Below are 18254 nucleotides of genomic sequence, written 5' to 3' on the forward strand. Positions count from 1 at the left end.
TAGCGAATACTAGATCAATAGTGGTGATATAGCTTCGAGGAAGGCCCTGTTTTTACAGGGCTTTTCTTTTTTCTACGCTGACTTGCGTAGTCGAAAATTTCATATACAGTTGTACATATGCAAAAACAGTAGAAGAAGAGTGATGGCCATGCTGTCAGTTCATGTGCTTGGCGAAGGAGAACGAGTTCCAATGCTCCACGACGAGCAGGGCGTGCCTTTGTTCTACCCGACCCTGTTCGCTACTTCCCAGCTTCGGAATGCCGGGGCAGCCGTCAACACGATCCGAAACAAGCTTGCCGACATCGTTGTACTTCTGCGCTGGGAGCAGGCCAATGGCCGAGACCTGATCACCGAGTTCCGCAGCGGGCGCCTTCTCACAGTTTCAGACATAGTGTCGCTTCGAGATTTCGCCAAGCTCGACATGCGGGAGTTGAGTTCAGTTGGAGAAGGTGACAAGAAACGAAGCGTCGTCATCGATTTTCTCGAGGCGCGAGTTGCCTCAAATCAGGTGCTGGCCACCATTGGTGGGCAACAGCATTTCAACCGTATCAGCACGTTTGCCGACTATCTGGAATTTACGGCTTCGGTCGTTACACAGCACCAGAACTCGTCTCGAACCGCTCAAGAAATTGCGCGGATGGCCAGAACCATTCGCAAGCACCGACCGCGCGGGTTGGCAAAACAGAGGGATGACGATTTGGATCTGCGCTCGCCACCCTCCGAGTTGGTCGAGCGATTCATGGCGATAGGCACTGAGGGTGATCCGCGCAATCCGTTCCGGCATCCGGAAGTCCAGCTCCGCAATGCCATCATCTTCGGGCTGCTAAGACACACCGGAATGCGACGAGGAGAGCTATTGAGCTTGCGACTCGACCAGTTCGACTTGGGCCATGAGCCGCACGTCTGGGTTCGGCGCAATCAGGATGATAAGCATGACCCGCGACCCTATCAGCCGGTAACGAAGACCAAGGAGCGGCCATTACCGATACCTGAGGCGCTCGCCAATCAGATCGACCGTTACATGCTGAATGTCCGTTCCAGGATCGGCCCCGCCAGAAGGCATCCGTATCTACTTGTCTCGCACAGGAAGGGCGATACATGGGGCAAGCCACTCTCCACCTCAGCTCTGAGTAGCCAGATCTTTTCGCGGATGCGCGCGGTGGACCCCGCCTTTGAGGCGATCCATCCCCACGCCTTTCGACACCATTTCAATTACGAGCTTTCCGTCAGCATTGACAAGCACAACGCCAAGATCCGGTCGGGTGAAGATGCTGAGGCATTGCCGTTCAGCGAGGCTAGGGAGCTGGATGTTCGTGCTTTCCTGAACGGTCATCGCAGCAAGGCATCGGGAGCGACGTACAACCGGCGTCACATTCGTGAAGCCAGCGACAAGGCTGCTCGTCAGGTGCAGGCCGCTCATCCCAAGCGTAGCGATAACTCCAAGGGGGGCGGTGGTGATTCGCGCTAATCCAAAGCAGGTCGATGTCGAGGGAAAGTCGACCGCTCAGACAGTGTCTAAGGATGGTTATCCCTTCAAGCCTTCGGATAAACATTGGCAATTAAACAAGGACGTGCAGATTTCACTAGCGCTGCCGGGGGTGGTTGAAGCTAGAACCGAGGCTGGCTTTCGCGCCACGCTGTTGCGCTATGCGGAAGAGGCATCCGCTCGTCATGCGCGAAATATGGAGACGCGTTTCAAGCGATACCTGCGGGATACAGGAGCGTCGCGGGTGACCGTGGTTGACCTCATCAACTGGCGCGCCAGCCTTGCGGCAGACGAGCAATATCAGTTAGGCGGCCTGAAGGGCTTTCTGCTTGCCTGGCATGACTACGGATTTGACGGCGTCACTAGCGAAGTCGTTGATCTCCTCCAAAGCTGGCGAATAAAGGGGAATGAAAAGGGGGCGGCCGTTGCTAGTGGTTGCCCCGAGAATGGGCCCTACACCGACCTCGAGATGGCTGCGCTCCTGGATTGGGCGAACCTCGCGGTAGCACGAAAGGACATTGCATTCGAGGACTACGCATATCTGCTCACCTTGGCGATGACCGCGCGCCGTCCCGTCCAGATCGCTGCTCTCAGGGGGCGGGATCTCGTTCGTGAAACAGGTGAAGGCGCGCCCATGTTTAGGCTCAACATTCCGCGAGCCAAGCAACGTGGCATCGCTTTTCGAGGTGCCTACCGGTCTCTTGCCATCCTTGAAGACCTATATCTGGTGCTTCGGCAGCAGCATCGACAGTCCGTCGCCGCAGTTCTCGAGGCGATTGGGGGGGCGGTTGATCCTGCCTTGGTAGGTGAGGTGCCGATCTTTCTCAATCGCAAGAAGCTTGAGGATGTTGGAAATTTAGACGAGCTCACCGACTATCTGATGGGTGGCGCGCCAGATCAACTGCATTCAAAAATTGACTCGCTCGATTCCGCTCTACAGCGTTGCGCGAAGGCGTCGACTGCGCACTCGGAGCGTACTGGTGAGTTTATTCGTTTTTCCGCACTGCGATTCCGACACACGCGAGGCACGAAGCTTCGCCGAGAGGGATTCGGTGCAGTCATCATCGCCGAGTTGCTGGATCATTCCGACACCCAGAACGTCCATGTGTACACGGAGAACACCGCTCAAGAGGCGGTAGTCATCAATGAGCTAGTGGGTGCTCGACTCGCTCCCTTCGCGCAAGCCTGCCTCGGCAAGCTTGTCCACTCTGAACGTAAGGCAGTTCGCGGTGACGATCCGCGGAGCCGTGTGCCGAATGATCGTCAACACGCGGTGGGGACCTGCGGTAACTATGGATTCTGCGCTAGCGGCTACCGAGCCTGCTACACATGCTTTCACTTCCAGCCGTGGGTCGACGGGCCGCATGAAGAGGTGCTGGTGGACCTATATGCCGAGAAGGAGCGCACCCGGGAGGCAGGCTGTTCCAACGTCATTGTTAATGCTAATGACCAACTGATCCTTGCTGTCGAGCACTGTGTTTCGATGTGCAAGGATGCGAGGGCTCAGATGCTCGACGCGAATCTGTTGGAGGCGGGCACCCATGGGTGATGTCGTCCATTTCGTTCCCCGCGCTGAGCGTGAAGCCAGCGGAAACCTTGCCGACTTCATACGCTTGGCAAAAGAGGGTCTGACTGCCTTCGCGAATGGTGGCGCTTGGGATCGCGACAAGTGGCAGCAAAACGAGACCATAGTCGTCTTCGCAACGAAAACAGCACCTCTGAACTCATACTCTTTCACGCCCTTCGTCGAACCATTCATGCAGTTCGCAAAGGCATACATTCGATACAGATATAGCCACAGGCCAGTCAAGAGCTTGGCAATGATGCTCCAAGCACTTCGCTGCGTGGAGGCAGGATTGCTGGCGGCTTGCGGCCGAGGAGATGTCGGACTCCTGAGTGGTGCGGTAATGGACGTTTGCGCCAACAAGTGCAAGGAGTTCTACTCCAGCGAGGACGTGCACCACAAGACCGGGCTCCAACTTCAAGCTGTATTCGACTTCTTACGTGAGAACAGCCTTGTCCCGTCGTTGCCGGCTTGGAAGTCTCCTTTCAAGAAGCCGGTGATCCTGACCGAGGATCTCGGCGAAGCGGGACAGGCCCATCGCATGAAAAAGCTTCCCACCAATGAGGCAATGCTCGCAGTTGCTGACGTGTTTGCCCTGGCCGACGATCGGGAGAGTCAGTTTTACTCATCAATCTTCATCCTGCTTATGGCCGCGCCAGGCCGCGTCTCCGAAGTGCTGAAGCTTCCTATTGACTGCATCCAGTGGGAGGAAGATGACGACGGTAATCTTCAGATGTTCCTGCGTTGGAATGCGGCCAAGGGCAAAGGAGCGACGAAGAAGTGGGTCGTGCCTGTCATGCATGACGTCGTGAAAGAGGCCGTCCGGCGCCTGATCGAAATCGGTGCTCCTGCACGTGAGTTAGTCAGGGCGGCGTTCGAAGGCTCCACGTCTTCGTCTGAAGATGTCGGCACGTCCAATCTCATCAAAGAATTTGGCGGCTTCTACTGGCCCTTCCTTGATGAGAAGAGGGTGCTGACGACCTGGAGTGCTCTGTGCCTGCATCGAGAGAATGAATTCAGTCGCGAGAAGGAAATTAGGCCAGACTCATGGCGGATTCCAAGCGCTAACGAGGTGAATAAGCGCTTGGGCGCTGGCAGCGGCCACGGCGAATCTCTTTTTGACCGTATGGGCCTGCGGAATTTGGATGGCACGCGCATCACGTTGACATCGCACCAGCTCCGTCATTGGCTCAGCACGATGTCAGAACGGGCGGGCATGGACGATTACAGCCTGGCGCGCTGGGCCGGTCGCGCAAAGGTTTCCGACAACCGTCATTACGACCATCGCTCGCCGGAGGAACGCCTAGAGGCTGCCCGTGGGCTGCTTCCGATGCAGCCTGCCCCATTGCTCGAACGCATCAAGCAGCGTCAACCGGTGACGTATCAGGAACTTGGGACTGATCGGCTGGGAACGGCCAAAGCCACGCTCTATGGCATGTGCGTGCACGACTACGCCATGGCACCGTGCCAGAAACAGCGCGAATGCATGACCTGCAAGGAGCATGCTTGCATCAAGGGTGATCACGTTGCGCTAGACCGGATTCGCCTCTTGGAGGCGCAGACGGAAAAACTGCTCCAGCAGGCCATGAAAGCTCATGAGGATGGCGACTTTGGTGCCGACCGCTGGGTGGACAATCACAAGTGGAAGCTCGCGCACGTCAAGGCAATGAGGATGGCATTGGAGCATCCCAATGTTCTGGAGGGAGCGGTCCTCAGGATTCCGGATGGGCACGATCCTTCTCCGGTTCGCCGTGCTCTCATGGATCTTGGCGTTGTCGAAGTGCCCTCCATGGATGCGCTTGGTCCGAAAATGATTGCCTTGGCTCTTACCTGACCCGCCATGCCAAAGAAGATCATCACCAAGGCAACGCTGCCAAAGATAATGCGTGAGCTGGATCGCTGGGACGGCAAGCTCACTTGGCCGCTATTCTGCGAGCGCGCCGCAAAGGTGCTGGACGTGCCTTCGATCTCGAAGCACACGATGTACCTTTATCCTGCCGTCAAGGAGCGGTTTCAGCAGCGTCAAAAGGATTTGCGTGAGGCGAGAGATGCGCTTCCGAGAGATTTCACGTTGGACGCCGCTATCCGCCGCATCACTGACTTGGAAGCGCAGGTTAAACGGTTAGAGGACACCAACAATCTGCTTCTTGATCAGTTTCGTCGATGGCAATACAACGCCTACGCGAACAACGTTCGTATGGACTTGCTTGCATTGGACAAGCCGTTGCCTGAGGTGAACCGTTCTGGTCGCCGGAAAGGTGAAAAGAAGAAGAGAGAGAATAGCGAGCAGTGACCTGGAAGTGGTTTCTTTTGAGAGGTCACGGCAGCTCCGCCGGTCGCAATGCACGCTACTGAGTAGTAGAGCCTCGGTTCGGACCGATCAGAATCCGCTGCCGGCTCTTATCGGCGTCTTGCTGGAAGGGATCCGGACACTGAAAGAGCGGCGCGCGCAAGAAGACCAAGCTAAGCATGGTCGATCTGTTCGAGGTGTGGTGCGCATTGCTGTACGTAGAACCTAACATTCGCTTGGATGAGACGGGGATCCTGTAGTGCTGTTCCTGCGCGCTATAGCCTGCAGCGGAGTGCGCCCCTCCGACCATGTGCGGCTGCTGTAGCCGATTCACCGCAACCGCGTTATGCAGATGGGCGCTAAAGATCTGAAGTGCGCTTCCCTCGCCGTCCCGTGGAGATCCAATGGCGTAGGAAGAGTTAGGGTCGGTGGTCACATCGCCGTGGACGTTCGGATCCGTTCCGGCAACGCATGAGAAGGACCAGGCGGGGCCGTCTAGAACACAGATGCAGTCGGGCAAATGTTCAATTTCCTCAATCCCAAGCTGCTTGAACAGTTCGCCGGAGTTCATCGCTTCAGGCAGCTTTCGGAGGGGGCGCGCAGAATAGGCGATTACTCCCGCAAAGTACGTATTGCGGCGGATGGATGCAGCTTCCATCACGTCGACCGCAGATTTGATGTTCTCAAGGGCCTCGACCAGGCTGCCCGCCCAGCGGTAGTGTCGCCCCTTGGGGGTGAGAAACGATGGGCTGGTACTCATCCGGACGGTTTCCCTCACTATTTCTAGAGAGCTCTTGACCTCAATGATCGCAGCAACGGATTCAGGCCTAACGATCGAAAATTCATCGGCGCGTAACAGCGGGGTAAAGTCCTGCTTGTCATGCGCGAGGCAGTCGATCTGGCGCCAGGATCGATCAACCTGATTGTCTTGCTCTCGATCATGATCGGTCACGAATCCGCTGGTAACCAGGAAGCGTGATGGGAGATGCTGCTTGAGGAACTCTCGCAGACTCGCTTCCCGATAATGCCCATCGTCGCGGTGCGGAGCTGCTCGGATCATTTGTGATGGATTTCCTCTTCCAAGCCCAATGATGCCGTGAAATCCATCGCCGGCGCCTTCCCTATAAGGCCTGTTGCGGCAGGGCATAGAGGCCCAGTAGTCACTGTTGTCCCCTTCAGTGTTTATAGGTCCTGAAGGGGTCACACCACGTTGTTCACTACCAGCCACCACGTGTCGTTGAAATAGAATGCAGACGTGCGGCCGGCAGGCAGTCGGCTGCCAGACCGTCGGCCGAGGCGGGGCTGTTAGGCCTCCCTCGCACCGAACGGTCGAGATGACATGAGCATCGCCCGCCTATGTAGGCCAACCATTTAGTCAATCGGCGCATCGCGGAAGGGTGCGATGAGTGAAACGGGAGTAGCATGACTCATCTGCTCCCCCAGGCCAGAGGGATGATCTACCCAATCGCCAGTGACGCCACCAGCCTGGAAGGACCTGCTCTGCGCGCGTTTACCAAGATGGCAGAAGTTTGGAAACTAAGCGCTCATGAGCAGTCGGCAATCCTGGGTAGGCCCATCGACGTTGCTTGTGCACAGCTAGAGGCGGGAGTGACTGACGGCCTTTGGCCAGAAACACTCGAGCGAATCAGCTATGCGCTCGGCATATACCGGGCACTGCACATCCTCTTCCCTGATCAGCAGCAAGCTGACAGCTGGCTACGACGCCCCAACAGCGCAGCACCGTTCAAGGGGACCCCGGCCTTGGCCTTCATGTGCTCTGGTCAACTCAACGACCTTGCCACTGTTCGTGACTATCTAGAGGCCCAGGGAATCGCCGCCTCCCTGACAGCTCCGACGACGTCCAGCAGTCTGTGACCGAGCACCACTAAGAAAGTCGGGACTATAACCACCACCTCGTCACAACCACCAAACCGCATAGCCGATACGTGAGACGAGCGAAGACGATGGATCCTGTTCATTTAGCAGTCTTTGATGGCTTACCTTCTGTGCCCGCCAGGCCTGTCCAGAACAAATTCTTTCCAAATCCAGTCCAGTTGGCATCGTTCTTACGAGCCGCGTAAAGTTCTGTAGAGACAGGATAGTCCACCGGGGGATGGAGCATGCCGATCGAACGTATTGTTATCGAGAACTTCAAGTCTTTTCGCCACCTCAATCTGCAGCTCAATGCGCACATGAACCTTGTGGTTGGTGACAACGAGGTGGGAAAGTCCACCTTGCTGGAAGCGATCCACGCAGTGATAACTGGGCAGCTGTATGGTCGCAACCTCACCTACGAGCTCACACCCTATCTTTTCCACCAGCCAACGGTGAGGGAGTACTTAGCGGCTCTGCGCGCGGGAACGCCTGCGTCACCGCCCAGGATCTCCATTGAAGCCTATTTGGGGAACGATCCCGCGCTGGCGTCTTTGCGCGGCACCAACAACTCATTAGGTCTAGACGGTGCAGGCGTCCGATTGCTGGTCGAGCTCAGCGATGACTATCGCGAGGAATTCAACGCCTACCTGCAGCAACACCAGGGCGCGACCAGCCTCCCAGTGGAATACTACACGGTGCGCTGGTACTCCTTTGCCAACAACGGTGTCACCGCTCGTACCATCCCGTTCGATTCAACTATCATCGACACCCACGGTATCAAGACACTGTCCGGAGCCGATCGCTATATCGCCAGCATCATCGAACAGGCGCTTACCCCAGCGCAGCGCGTGTCGCTATCTCTGAGTTTTCGCCGCATGCGGCAAAGCTTCGCGGAAGAGGGCGACGTTGCCGCCATTAATGCTTATCTCACTGAGCACACGGGGGACATCAGTCACAAAGCATTGACGGTGGGCGTGGACTCTTCACCGCGCTCAACGTGGGAAACCAGCTTGTCACCGTACCTGGATGAGCTTCCTTTCACCCAAGCTGGCAAGGGTGAGCAAAGCGCAGTAAAGATGAAGCTGGCTATGCATGCTGCAGGCTCGGCGCATGTACTGCTGATCGAAGAGCCGGAGAACCACCTCTCCTTCTCTGGCATGAGCCAGCTGATTGACAAGATTTCAGCGCTCTCTACAGCGCAGCAAGTGGTCATCGCAACCCACAGCAGCTTCGTTCTGAACAAGTTGGGCGTGGACAATGTGATCCTGTTCAGCGCCCAAGGCCAGATGAAACTGGATCAGTTGCCGCATGATACGCACGATTACTTCATGAAGCTTCCTGGCCATGACACGTTGCGACTGATTCTGGCCAAGCGGGTAATTCTGGTGGAGGGCCCGTCCGACGAGCTGATCGTGCAACGTGCCTACCTGGATCACCACGGTGTAGCACCATTGGCCCGTGGCGTGGACATCATCTCGGTCAAATCACTGGCGTTTAAGCGCTTCTTGCAGATTGCGGAGCGCCTGCGTATTCAGGCCAAAGTCGTCACCGACAACGATGGTGATATCGCGCTAGTGCAAGAGCGATATGCCGACTTCCCCAATGCCATCTACTACGATTCTGACGAGACCGCCCCATCGTTGGAAGAACAACTTATTAAAGCCAACTCACTGGACGAGCTGAACACCGTGCTGGCCCAGTCATTCGCCGACGAGGTGGCTTTGCTCAAGTACATGAAAGGTCACAAGACCGATACGGCTCTAGCCATTTTCAACAGCCCTCATTCAATCAGGTTCCCGGACTATGTCCAGCGTGCTATCGCCTAACCGGGTACTGCTATCGGCAGCCGGCTCTGGCAAGACCACCTTGCTGGTCCGCCAGGCCTTGGAGCGACCACAGCGCCGCATCGCTATGCTCACCTATACCTTGGAGAATCTCGAAGAAATTCGACGCTCATTCGAGGCCCATGCCGGCGCGGTGCCCGCGAATGTTACCTTGTATAGCTGGTACGGATTTCTGCTACGCGAGTGTATTCGACCTTATCAGGCGGCACTGTGTCGCGAGCCACGGGTTGAATCGATTCAGTTCGTTGAAGGACGGACTAACAACCGGGCACCCCGCTCGCAGATTTCCCGCCACTATCTGGCAGGCGACAGGATGTACTCGGATCGGGCCTCGGATTTCGCCGTTCGTTGCGATGAGCTAACTCATGGTCAGGTCATCTCGCGCTTGGCGGACATGTACGACGAAGTGTACGTCGATGAAGTGCAGGACTTGGCTGGCTACGACCTAGATCTGATTGAGCGCCTGTTGAAGAGCCCCATCGGCGTTACGCTAGTGGGCGACACGCGCCAAGCGACCTACGCCACCAACTACGCGCCTCGGTACAGCCAGTTCCGCGGACCGAACTTGGCGACGTTATTCCAGCTTTGGGAGTCGCACGGCCTGTGCCAGATCGATCACCGCCTCACGAGTTTACGATGCGTGCAGGCCTTGTGTGATCTGGCCGACGCGCTCTATCCACAGATGCCCCGGACCCAATCAGGCAATGATCAGTTGACCGGTCACGATGGCATATACCTGGTCGCGCCCGAGCATGTCACTGCGTACATGCAGGAGTTTGCCCCAGCCGTGCTGCGGCATGACCGACGGCAGGCTTGCGATGGCCTACCAGCAATGAACTTCGGTCAGTCCAAGGGACGCACCTATAGCCGTGTGCTCATCTTCCCTAATGGGCCTTTGACGCAGTACCTGCGCACTGCCGACGCGTCCCGCATAACGGCGCCACCCAAGTATTACGTCGCCTTCACCCGGGCGAGGCAGAGTGTGGCGTTTGTGTATAACGGCACGTGCGCGCTTTTGGGCCACCAAGTCTATACCCCTCAAGCTCAAACGACTTAGCGCCGCAACAGTTTGCACGGACACGCAGTAGGCCCACGGACTGGGCATGGCTGACCGACGTGACGAGTACAGTGCTGGAGCGGCTGGCAACGTAGGGTAGCTTCGTGGCAACGATCTGTACGGGCTTTGCAGCGGTCACAATTTCTTCAAGGGCGCCGCCGTGGGTGGCGGCGGCACTGGCCCAGGGTCGTTGAAGGAAAGCACTGCCCGCTCGATGCCGAATTGATCGAAAAGTACCCGGGCGATCACAGCGTGGACCACGTCAAGGTCCACCGAGGGGGCAGCGACAGTGATGGTGGCCGCAATCGCGCGTCCAGGTGCCAGGCCTGGGACGAGCCGCAGGCCGTCTACCGCTTTCACGCCCGGGTCCGTGAACATCGCTGCCCGGACCTCTTCCAAATTGATCTCGTTCATGAGGTTGAGGGATCTTGGATAGCGCCATCGCCACGACTGCCGCGGTCGCGATGTAGCCAGCGGTACAGCACCGGCAGGACCAACAGCGTCAGCGCGGTCGAGGACACGATACCGCCGATTACGACCGTGGCCAGCGGCCGCTGTACTTCAGAACCAGCGCCTACGTTCAAAGCCATCGGCAGGAAACCAAGGGAAGCCACCAGGGCAGTCATCAAGACCGGTCGTAGTCGCCCCAGGGCGCCATCCCGGACAGCATCTTCGAGGGCGTCGCCTTGCTCACGCAGTCGGCGGATGAAGGCAATCATGACCAAGCCATTGAGTACTGCCACGCCCGAAAGCGCAATGAAGCCTACGCCCGCAGAGATTGACAGCGGAATTCCGCGTAGAGCCAAGGCGATTACGCCACCAGTCAATGCCAAGGGAACGCCACTGAACACGATGGCGGCATCCTTGGCCGAGCCGAAGGCCATGAACAGCAGGGCGAAGATCAGCGCCAATGTGACCGGGACAACTACCGCCAAGCGCTGGCTGGCCGAGATCAGCTGCTCGAACGTGCCGCCATAATCGATCCAGTACCCCTCTGGAAGAGGTACATCCTGGCCGATGCGGGTACGCAGATCGCCAACGAATCCGCCAAGATCACGCTCACGCACGTTGGCGGTGATCACCACTCGACGCTTGCCGTTCTCACGATTGATCTGGTTGGGCCCGCGCTCTACCTGTATCTTCGCCACTTCTCGTAGTGGAACAGTGCGAGGCCCACCGTTGGCACCAGCGGCTACACGGCTGGACTCATCGATACTGGTGCTCTCCGGCAGTGGAATGGGCAGGTCCGCAAGCACAGCCGGGTCTTGCCGCAGCGATTCGGGCAAACGCACCACCAGGTCGAATCGGCGGTCGCCCTCGATCAGCTGGCCAGCGACGCTACCGCCGATGGCGGTTGCCACCGTGTCCTGCACGTCACCCGGATTCAATCCATACCGCGCCAATGCCGCTGGATCTGGCGTGATGGTGAGCAGTGGTAGGCCAGTAACCTGCTCGGCCTTGACGTCTTCGGCGCCGGGGACCCCGCGCAGGACGCGCTCGACCCGGCTGGCCAGGCGGGTCAGCTGGTCAAGATTGTCGCCGTAGACCTTGACCGCAACGTCCGAGCGAACGCCGGAGATCAATTCGTTGGTGCGCATCTGGATGGGCTGAGTGAACTCGTAGTTGCTACCCGGGATCTCCTTGGCCGCCGCCTCCAGCTCTTCCACCAGCTCGGCCTTGGGCTTGCGCGGGTCGGGCCACTGGTCGCGGGGCTTGAGCATCAGGAAGGTGTCGGCCATCGACGGCGGCATAGGATCGGTGGCCACCTCGGCGGTGCCGATCTTTGAGAAGATGTTGGCCACCTCCGGGAACTGGGCCAGGCGCTTCTCCAGCGTTTCCTGCATGGCCACCGACTGCTCCAAGCTGGTGCCGGGAATACGCATGGGCTGCAAGGTGATGTCGCCCTCATCCAGGCTCGGCACGAACTCCGAACCCAAGCGGGTGGCCAGCACGCCACAGCCCACCACCAGCACGGCCGCGCCGGCCAGCACCACCACGCGCCGACGCAGGGCCCAATCCAGCAGCGGCGTATAACGGGCACGCGACCAGCGCATCAGGCGGTTGTCGTGCTCAGCCACACGGCCGCGCAGGAAGCTGGCGATCGCCGCCGGCACGAAGGTCAGCGACAACACCATGGCGCCGGTCAGGGCCAGCACCACCGTGATCGCCATCGGGTGGAACATTTTTCCTTCTACCCCGGACAGCGCGAAGATCGGCAGGTAGACCGCGGCGATGATGCCCAGGCCAAACAGGCTGGGACGGATCACCTCGGCGGTGGCCGAGGCGGTCAGGTCATAGCGCTCTTCATCGTTGAGCTGGCGGCCCAGCGCGTGCTGCGCCTCGCCGAACCGGCGCAGACAGTTCTCGATGATGATCACCGCCCCGTCCACGATCAGGCCGAAGTCCAGCGCGCCCAGGCTCATCAGGTTGCCCGACACGCCGCCACGCACCATGCCGATGATGGTGAACAGCATCGCCAACGGGATCACCGCCGCGGTGATCAACGAGGCGCGCACATTGCCCAGCAGCAGGAACAGCACCACCACCACCAGCAGCGCGCCCTCGATCAGGTTCTTGGACACCGTGCCGATGGTGCGATCCACCAGCGCGGTGCGGTCATAGACGGCCTTGGCATGGACGCCGGCAGGCAGGCTGGCGTTGGCGGCATCCAGCTTGGCCGCGGCCGCCTGGGAGACTTCCCGGCTGTTGGCGCCGAACAACATGAAGGCGGTACCGACCACGACCTCATGGCCATTCTGGGTCGCCGCACCCGTGCGCAGCTCCTTGCCTTCGCCTACGCTAGCGACGTCGCGGACGCGAATGGGCACGCCATCGCGCCGGTCCAGCACGATGTTCCCAATCGCGTCCAGATTGGCCAGCTGGCCGGGCACGCGGACCAGAAATTGCTGGCCGTTGCGCTCGATGTAGCCGGCACCGATGTTCTGGTTATTGCGCATGACCGCTGCGACCACATCGTTCAGCGTAAAGCCCAGTGCCACTAACTGGGCCGGATCCGGGGTGATGTGGATCTGCCGCTCAAAGCCACCGATTGTGTTGACCTCGGTCACTCCAGGCGTGGTGCGCAGCTGCGGCCGGATCACCCAGTCCTGCAGGGTGCGCAGGTCCGTGGCGGTATACGGGGTGCCGTCGGGCTTGCGGGCGTTGGGCTCAGCCTCCACGGTGTACATGAAGATCTCGCCCAGGCCGGTAGAGATGGGACCCATCTCTGGGTCCAACCCTTCGGGCAGCTGAGATGCGATCTGCTGTAGCCTTTCGGCGACCTGCTGGCGGGCAAAGTACAGGTCGGTGCCGTCTTTGAAGACGACAGTGACCTGGGAGAGTCCGTAGCGCGACAGCGAGCGGCTGTAGTCCAGCTTTGGTAGCCCGGCCATGGCCGTTTCAATGGCGAAGGTCACTCGCTGCTCGGCCTCCAGCGGCGAGTAACCCGGGGCCTGGGTGTTGATCTGGACCTGGACGTTGGTGATGTCGGGCGTGGCGTCAATGGACAGGTGACGGTAGCTCCACACGCCCAGTGCGACTAGCGCAGCGGTGAGCACCAGCGTCAGCCAGCGGTGGCGGATGGACAGACCAATGAGGCGTTCGAGCATGGCGGGCCTCATTCCTCTTCCACGGTGGATTTTTCGATGTCGGCCTTGATCAAGAAGCTTTGGGCCACCACCACTCGTTCACCCGCCTTGAGCCCTTCCAGCACTTCGGCGCGTTCGGCGTCGCGGCGCCCCAGCTTGATCGGCCGGGTGTGGTACGTCTCGCCCTGCTGCACGTAGACAACGTCCTGGTCCTGTGCGGTCTGCAGGGCGGTGATCGGAACCACCAGCGACGCCGATTGGCGATCCACGGTGACCCGCGCCTTGACCGCTGAACCCGGCCGCCACAGCCCATCGGTATTAGCCACGGTGGCGCGGGCGATGGTGCTTTGGCTGGCAGTGGCGGTGCCGGGCAGGACGCGCTCCAATGTGGTCTGCGCCGTGACGCCATCGCTCAAGCGGGTGACCGTCACCGGCACGCCGGCACTGATGTGCTGGGCGTCGGCGCCGAAGATGTGCAGGTCCACCCACAGCGTGGACAGGTCGGCGACCTCGAACAGCGGGGCGCCCTCAGGCGCCGACATGCCCACGGTGGCCGTACGCGCCATGACCACGCCATTGATCGGCGCGGTGATGGTGTAGGTGGTCAGGCTGAGGTTGCTCTCCACTGTCGCGAGCACCTGGCCGGTGCGTACCTGGTCACCCACGCCCACTCGCACGGAACGGACCGGTCCGGGGAAGCGTGCAGTGACCTGCGCGATGCGCCCATCGATTGGGGTCAACAGCCCTTGCACCTCATGCTCATCGGCAATCTCACCGGGTCCAGCCGGCGCGACCTGGATACCCGCCGCCTGCGCAGCTTTGGCCGCGATCTCGGTTTCCAGCGGCGCTTCCTCGTGCTCGCCGTGCTCTTCGCCCTCAGCGGCGTGGCCTCCTTCAGATGCTTCGTTGGGGGTCGACGCGTTGCAGGCCGCCAGCATCAGGGCCATGCCCAGTGCGGTCCAGGAAAAGCGATTCATGGGGTCTCTCCAGTGGAAGCGGCAGCCGGCGGCGTGACAAGCGCCTGGCCGGTCAGTCGTTGAATTTCGATCAGGGCGCGCTGCGCATCCAAGGCGACGTCCAGCTGTTGCTGGGCCATGGCGGCGCGTTCGGACTGCAACTGTGCCCATTCCAGGTAACTGATCGCCCCAGCACGATAGGCACGCTCAGCGGCCTGCTCGGCTCGGGCCAGCTTCGGCAACACGTCGCCGTGCAGGCGCGCCACCTCGGCCTGTGCCACGGTGTAGCGGCCATGGGCTTCGACCAGCGTGGAGTACAGCGACAGGCCCTTGGCCTCGCGCTCGATCGTCAGGACCTGCAGCTCGGCTTCGCCGGCGCGAATCTCTGGCTGTGCGCGGCTGCGGCTACCCAGCGGCATGGATAAGCTGGCGACCAGCGCGGTGTCATCGGTCTCCTGTAGTCGGCGCACTCCGAGCTGCCAGGACAGGTCCGGTGAGGCCGCTGAACGCGCCAGCTGCAGTCGTGCCTGCGCGATCCGGCGGGCGTCGGCAAACTGCGCCAATTCCGGAGTCCGTTCCAACTCATCGGCCAGCGTCTGCATGGAGGCGATCTTCGGCAGGGCCATCGGATCGGCCGGGGCCACCTCGAAGCTGGGAGTACGTTCGCCCCACAAAGCGGCCAGATGCTGACGAGCAGCGAGTCGCTGTTGCTCGGCCCGATCACGCGTCAGCTCGGCCCGCGCAAGCGCTGCCTGCGCGGTGAGCAGCACCGACTCGGGTGAAGCGCCGGCCTGCAGGCGCTGCCTGGCGGCGGCCACGGTTCGCTGGCGTTGGCCAACATCGATGTCCGCTAGGCTTCGTTGCCGGTCGGCACCAACGACAGCCAAATAGCGCTGCGCCGTCTCGGCTAGCAAGTCCAGGCGCCCGGTCTCGCGCTGCACGGCCAGCGCATCAATCCGGCTTTGTGCCAAGGTACGGCGGGCGTCGAGCTTGCCGCCGCGCTCCAGCACCGAACTCAGGCTCAAGGTCAACTCGGCGCTGTCCAAGCCACCGGCCGCGCCGGTGCCCAGCGCGTTTTCGACCTCGGCACCGAGCGTCCAGGGTGGGCGCTGCACCGCCTTATCTCGCTCGGCAACGAGGACAGTGGCTCGCGCATCGACCAGACGCAGCTCGGGATGGGTTTGGGCTACGCGTGCAAAGGCATCGTCCAAGGTCATCAACTCGACCGCCGCCGCAGGCATCGCTGCTGCGCCCGTTAACAGCAACGCGGCCAAGGCCGCCCATCGCACAGACATGGAAGTACTCCGAAGGTTCTCGAGATCACAGGGATCGGCCTGCGCCCACATGCGTCACCCGGAAATTGGCGGTCGAAAGGGCGCGTGCAGATGCTCATACGCATCTGCACGCGTTTCGGCCTCGATTTCAGGCAAATACCGGCCGACAGCCAATTGCGCCAGCAGCAACCAGCGCAGGGAAAATCCCAGCTGGCCGCCCGCGGTCATGCAGGGGTCTTGCGCGCGTCGGCGCGTGCCCGGCGCGCGTCGCCCAATATTTCAAAGGCTTCCTTCATCACGTAGAGGCCGATAAGGGCACCGATTACGAAATCCGGATATGGACTGGCCAGCCACCACACCAGCAGGCCAGCCAGGATCACGCCCACGTTGGCTACCACATCGGCTCGGGTGAAAAGCCACGTCGCCCGCAGATGTACTTCGCCAGACTTCAGTGGCGCCAGCATGCGAAGGACCGCGAGATTGACCACTAGCGACAATAGAGCCGTACCGATCATCCACCCGCTTACCGGTTCAGCCCCGTGGAGTACGCGGCGACCGACCTCGACCAGCACGCCAACGCCCAGAATCAGCAGCACGCTACCGCTGACCCAAGCAGCGTTGGCCTTGAAGCGCGCCGTCCGACCAATAGCGACCAACCCAATGGCGTAGGCCGTGGCGTCGGAGAGCATGTCCAGTGCGTCGGCAAGCAAGCCGGTGGAATGGGCGATCCAGCCGGCAATGCCGCCAATCACCGCCATTGCAGCGTTCAGGGCCAGAGCGATCCACAGCACGCGCCGTTCCTGCGCGTTCTTTGCCTCGTGGTGGCAGCCGCAATCACTCATCGGATCTTCTCCATCGCAGGGGAGCCGGGCCGGCGCGGTCCGCTGGCATGGCAGGGCCCACGAGGGTAAAGTCCGTAGCTACTACGGAGTCAAGCCTACTACGAATGAAAATTAGTGACGCCGCCACCGCCAGCGGGTGCCATCTGGAGACGATCCGCTACTACGAGCGTATCGGCTTGCTCCCGAGGCCGGGACGATCAGGCAATGGTTACCGGGTCTACGGATTGGCGGACATTGAGCGCCTGCGCTTCATTGCCCGCGGTCGGGATTTGGGCTTCAGCCTGGAAGAGGTCCGTAGCCTGCTGCAGCTGGCCGGAGACGAGGGCCTGTCGTGCGTGGATGTGGATCGTCTGGCCCGCAGCCACTTGTCCGACATTCGCGCCCGGATGGCAGACTTGCAACGTATGGCCAACGAACTGGAACGGGTAATCGCCAGTTGTCACGGCGGACAGCGAGCTGAGTGCACCATCCTGTCGACGCTGCGCCAGCCGACTTCCGAGGACTCCCCACGCAAGGAATCGAGCAAGAGCGCTACCTAGGCACCCGCGGTCCAAAACCTATGACTTCTGCAGTCCGGCCGGTCGACGGTGTCAGTTGCCTGTAGCCTAGCTGCCCGAACCTGGACTCCAGGCGCGTATGAAGTCCTCCTGCTCATGCGTCTCGATCGCACCCGGCCTGACCTGACGAACCATGCTCATGGCCTGCTCACCAGTGGCAGCCGTGCCTGTTTCTAACAGCAACAAGCACGCTACGGTGCCAGCTCGTCCTAGCCCGCCCTTACAATGCACAACTGCGCGGCTTCCGCGCAACAACTCATTACTGAGTGCTGGGCCCAACTCGCGCCATGCCTCCAAGAAGGAACTGTTAGGCGCTGCGCCGTCTACGATTGGAAGTCCGTACCACTTGATTCCCTGCGCCATCGCCCGCTCTGGCAGCGCGGCAATCCTAAGCTCATCGAACTCCCATGGCTCAATCAGGGAGATCAGGTACCCCGCGCCCCACTGGCGAATCGCGCAAAGGTCCACGTCAATGTCACGACTCCATGGCCCCGTCATCGCGGCCTTTTGAAACTTCCCTGGCGCGAAAGTTACACCTACTGCGCCGCCACTGACTCCGACAGCGATCGTGGCGATATGCAGAGGATGTGTGTGACTAGTTCTGAACATTGTCGATCCCTCATCGCGGCAACTAAGAGAGCCGCGGCGCAGCGGCGACCACCCATGGCTTCTATGCCGATCCTTGAGCTAAACATTCCAGCCGACCTAGTGGTGCCGCCCTGCCGAGCAGCACAGCAAAGGTGATCCTTTTGTCAGTTGCAGGCAACAAGTACCAGTAGGCTCACGCTACATGCGTACCAGTAGGCTCACGCTGCATGTGTACCAGTAGGCTCACGTGTTGGACAGCGAGAGTGTCCAGGAGCAAGGTGTACACACGCTCCTCGCTAGAGACAACACATGAAGCCGAGCATTCTGGCATTGG

Annotated in this window: 15 protein-coding genes and 1 pseudogene; 8 read left to right on the forward strand and 8 right to left on the reverse strand. The window is 60.2% G+C overall.

The window, feature by feature from the left end:
• Nucleotides 1–142 precede the first annotated feature (142 nt).
• The 4 genes from N5D91_RS22945 to N5D91_RS22960 are packed head-to-tail and all read left to right on the forward strand — an operon-like array spanning nucleotide 143 to nucleotide 5343.
• Nucleotides 143–1468, forward strand: coding sequence for a site-specific integrase (locus tag N5D91_RS22945; RefSeq protein WP_223276829.1), 1326 nt, complete (start codon nucleotides 143–145; stop codon nucleotides 1466–1468).
• Complete coding sequence (locus tag N5D91_RS22950; protein ID WP_049397656.1) at nucleotides 1455–3035, forward strand: site-specific integrase; 1581 nt, start codon at nucleotides 1455–1457, stop codon at nucleotides 3033–3035. Before N5D91_RS22945 ends, N5D91_RS22950 begins: the two co-directional genes overlap by 14 nt.
• Nucleotides 3028–4884: a hypothetical protein gene (locus N5D91_RS22955; protein WP_180854125.1), complete on the forward strand. Its 1857-nt coding sequence runs from the start codon at nucleotides 3028–3030 to the stop codon at nucleotides 4882–4884. The genes N5D91_RS22950 and N5D91_RS22955 overlap by 8 nt, the downstream gene beginning before the upstream one ends.
• 6 nt (nucleotides 4885–4890) lie before the next feature.
• Nucleotides 4891–5343, forward strand: a complete 453-nt coding sequence (locus N5D91_RS22960) for a hypothetical protein (protein ID WP_049397654.1) — start codon at nucleotides 4891–4893, stop codon at nucleotides 5341–5343.
• Nucleotides 5344–5398: 55 nt separating this feature from the next.
• On the opposite strand, the gene N5D91_RS22965 is transcribed toward N5D91_RS22960, so the two are convergent.
• Nucleotides 5399–6400 carry a DUF6602 domain-containing protein gene (locus N5D91_RS22965; RefSeq protein WP_180854126.1) on the reverse strand — a complete coding sequence of 334 codons (1002 nt, stop codon included), beginning with the start codon at nucleotides 6398–6400 and terminating at the stop codon, nucleotides 5399–5401.
• A 362-nt stretch (nucleotides 6401–6762) separates the two neighbouring features.
• Here N5D91_RS22965 and N5D91_RS22970 point away from each other — a divergent pair, with 362 nt between their 5' ends.
• From N5D91_RS22970 to N5D91_RS22980, 3 genes are all read left to right on the forward strand, one after another.
• Nucleotides 6763–7215, forward strand: a complete 453-nt coding sequence (locus N5D91_RS22970) for an antitoxin Xre/MbcA/ParS toxin-binding domain-containing protein (protein WP_065427963.1) — start codon at nucleotides 6763–6765, stop codon at nucleotides 7213–7215.
• 245 nt (nucleotides 7216–7460) lie between these two features.
• Entirely contained in the window at nucleotides 7461–9041 is a 1581-nt protein-coding gene (locus N5D91_RS22975; protein WP_111007899.1) for an AAA family ATPase, read from the forward strand.
• Nucleotides 9019–10116, forward strand: coding sequence for a UvrD-helicase domain-containing protein (locus tag N5D91_RS22980; protein WP_049397650.1), 1098 nt, complete (start codon nucleotides 9019–9021; stop codon nucleotides 10114–10116). The genes N5D91_RS22975 and N5D91_RS22980 overlap by 23 nt, the downstream gene beginning before the upstream one ends.
• A gap of 135 nt (nucleotides 10117–10251) precedes the next feature.
• Here N5D91_RS22980 and N5D91_RS22985 read toward each other — a convergent pair whose 3' ends face one another.
• From N5D91_RS22985 to N5D91_RS23010, 6 genes and pseudogenes are all read right to left on the reverse strand, one after another.
• A complete protein-coding gene (locus N5D91_RS22985) occupies nucleotides 10252–10530 on the reverse strand; it encodes a hypothetical protein (RefSeq protein WP_049397649.1) in 279 nt (92 codons plus the stop codon).
• Nucleotides 10527–13724, reverse strand: a complete 3198-nt coding sequence (locus N5D91_RS22990) for a CusA/CzcA family heavy metal efflux RND transporter (protein WP_180854127.1) — start codon at nucleotides 13722–13724, stop codon at nucleotides 10527–10529. The genes N5D91_RS22985 and N5D91_RS22990 overlap by 4 nt, the downstream gene beginning before the upstream one ends.
• Nucleotides 13725–13732: 8 nt before the next feature.
• Nucleotides 13733–14539 (reverse strand): annotated as a pseudogene (locus tag N5D91_RS22995) (efflux RND transporter periplasmic adaptor subunit); the annotation flags it as partial.
• A gap of 137 nt (nucleotides 14540–14676) precedes the next feature.
• Nucleotides 14677–15900, reverse strand: coding sequence for a TolC family protein (locus N5D91_RS23000; RefSeq protein ID WP_223276982.1), 1224 nt, complete (start codon nucleotides 15898–15900; stop codon nucleotides 14677–14679).
• Between the two features lie 108 nt (nucleotides 15901–16008).
• Nucleotides 16009–16161, reverse strand: a complete 153-nt coding sequence (locus N5D91_RS23005; RefSeq protein WP_162838286.1) for a hypothetical protein — start codon at nucleotides 16159–16161, stop codon at nucleotides 16009–16011.
• Nucleotides 16158–16775, reverse strand: coding sequence for a cation diffusion facilitator family transporter (locus N5D91_RS23010; RefSeq protein WP_049397646.1), 618 nt, complete (start codon nucleotides 16773–16775; stop codon nucleotides 16158–16160). The genes N5D91_RS23005 and N5D91_RS23010 overlap by 4 nt, the downstream gene beginning before the upstream one ends.
• A 104-nt stretch (nucleotides 16776–16879) precedes the next feature.
• On the opposite strand from N5D91_RS23010, the gene N5D91_RS23015 reads away from it, so the two are divergent.
• A complete protein-coding gene (locus N5D91_RS23015; RefSeq protein ID WP_049397645.1) occupies nucleotides 16880–17314 on the forward strand; it encodes a helix-turn-helix domain-containing protein in 435 nt (144 codons plus the stop codon).
• 66 nt (nucleotides 17315–17380) lie between these two features.
• Here N5D91_RS23015 and N5D91_RS23020 read toward each other — a convergent pair whose 3' ends face one another.
• On the reverse strand, nucleotides 17381–17941 hold the full coding sequence (locus N5D91_RS23020; RefSeq protein WP_049397644.1) for a cyclin-dependent kinase inhibitor 3 family protein: 561 nt from the start codon (nucleotides 17939–17941) through the stop codon (nucleotides 17381–17383).
• Nucleotides 17942–18254 lie beyond the last annotated feature (313 nt).

Origin of the sequence: Stenotrophomonas sp. GD03794 (genome assembly GCF_029842145.1) — a bacterium.
In the GTDB taxonomy this organism is placed as follows: Bacteria; Pseudomonadota; Gammaproteobacteria; order Xanthomonadales; family Xanthomonadaceae; genus Stenotrophomonas; species Stenotrophomonas riyadhensis.

Bases quoted from the DNA above. Each gene is read 5' to 3' on its own strand.
- N5D91_RS22945 (WP_223276829.1), top strand. From the start codon at position 143: ATGGCCATGCTGTCAGTTCATGTGCTTGGCGAAGGAGAACGAGTTCCA.
- N5D91_RS22955 (WP_180854125.1), top strand. From the start codon at position 3,028: ATGGGTGATGTCGTCCATTTCGTTCCCCGCGCTGAGCGTGAAGCCAGC.
- N5D91_RS22960 (WP_049397654.1), top strand. From the start codon at position 4,891: ATGCCAAAGAAGATCATCACCAAGGCAACGCTGCCAAAGATAATGCGT.
- N5D91_RS22965 (WP_180854126.1), bottom strand. From the start codon at position 6,400: ATGATCCGAGCAGCTCCGCACCGCGACGATGGGCATTATCGGGAAGCG.
- N5D91_RS22970 (WP_065427963.1), top strand. From the start codon at position 6,763: ATGACTCATCTGCTCCCCCAGGCCAGAGGGATGATCTACCCAATCGCC.
- N5D91_RS22975 (WP_111007899.1), top strand. From the start codon at position 7,461: ATGCCGATCGAACGTATTGTTATCGAGAACTTCAAGTCTTTTCGCCAC.
- N5D91_RS22980 (WP_049397650.1), top strand. From the start codon at position 9,019: ATGTCCAGCGTGCTATCGCCTAACCGGGTACTGCTATCGGCAGCCGGC.
- N5D91_RS22985 (WP_049397649.1), bottom strand. From the start codon at position 10,530: ATGAACGAGATCAATTTGGAAGAGGTCCGGGCAGCGATGTTCACGGAC.
- N5D91_RS22990 (WP_180854127.1), bottom strand. From the start codon at position 13,724: ATGCTCGAACGCCTCATTGGTCTGTCCATCCGCCACCGCTGGCTGACG.
- N5D91_RS23000 (WP_223276982.1), bottom strand. From the start codon at position 15,900: ATGCCTGCGGCGGCGGTCGAGTTGATGACCTTGGACGATGCCTTTGCA.
- N5D91_RS23005 (WP_162838286.1), bottom strand. From the start codon at position 16,161: ATGACCGCGGGCGGCCAGCTGGGATTTTCCCTGCGCTGGTTGCTGCTG.
- N5D91_RS23010 (WP_049397646.1), bottom strand. From the start codon at position 16,775: ATGAGTGATTGCGGCTGCCACCACGAGGCAAAGAACGCGCAGGAACGG.
- N5D91_RS23015 (WP_049397645.1), top strand. From the start codon at position 16,880: ATGAAAATTAGTGACGCCGCCACCGCCAGCGGGTGCCATCTGGAGACG.
- N5D91_RS23020 (WP_049397644.1), bottom strand. From the start codon at position 17,941: ATGTTCAGAACTAGTCACACACATCCTCTGCATATCGCCACGATCGCT.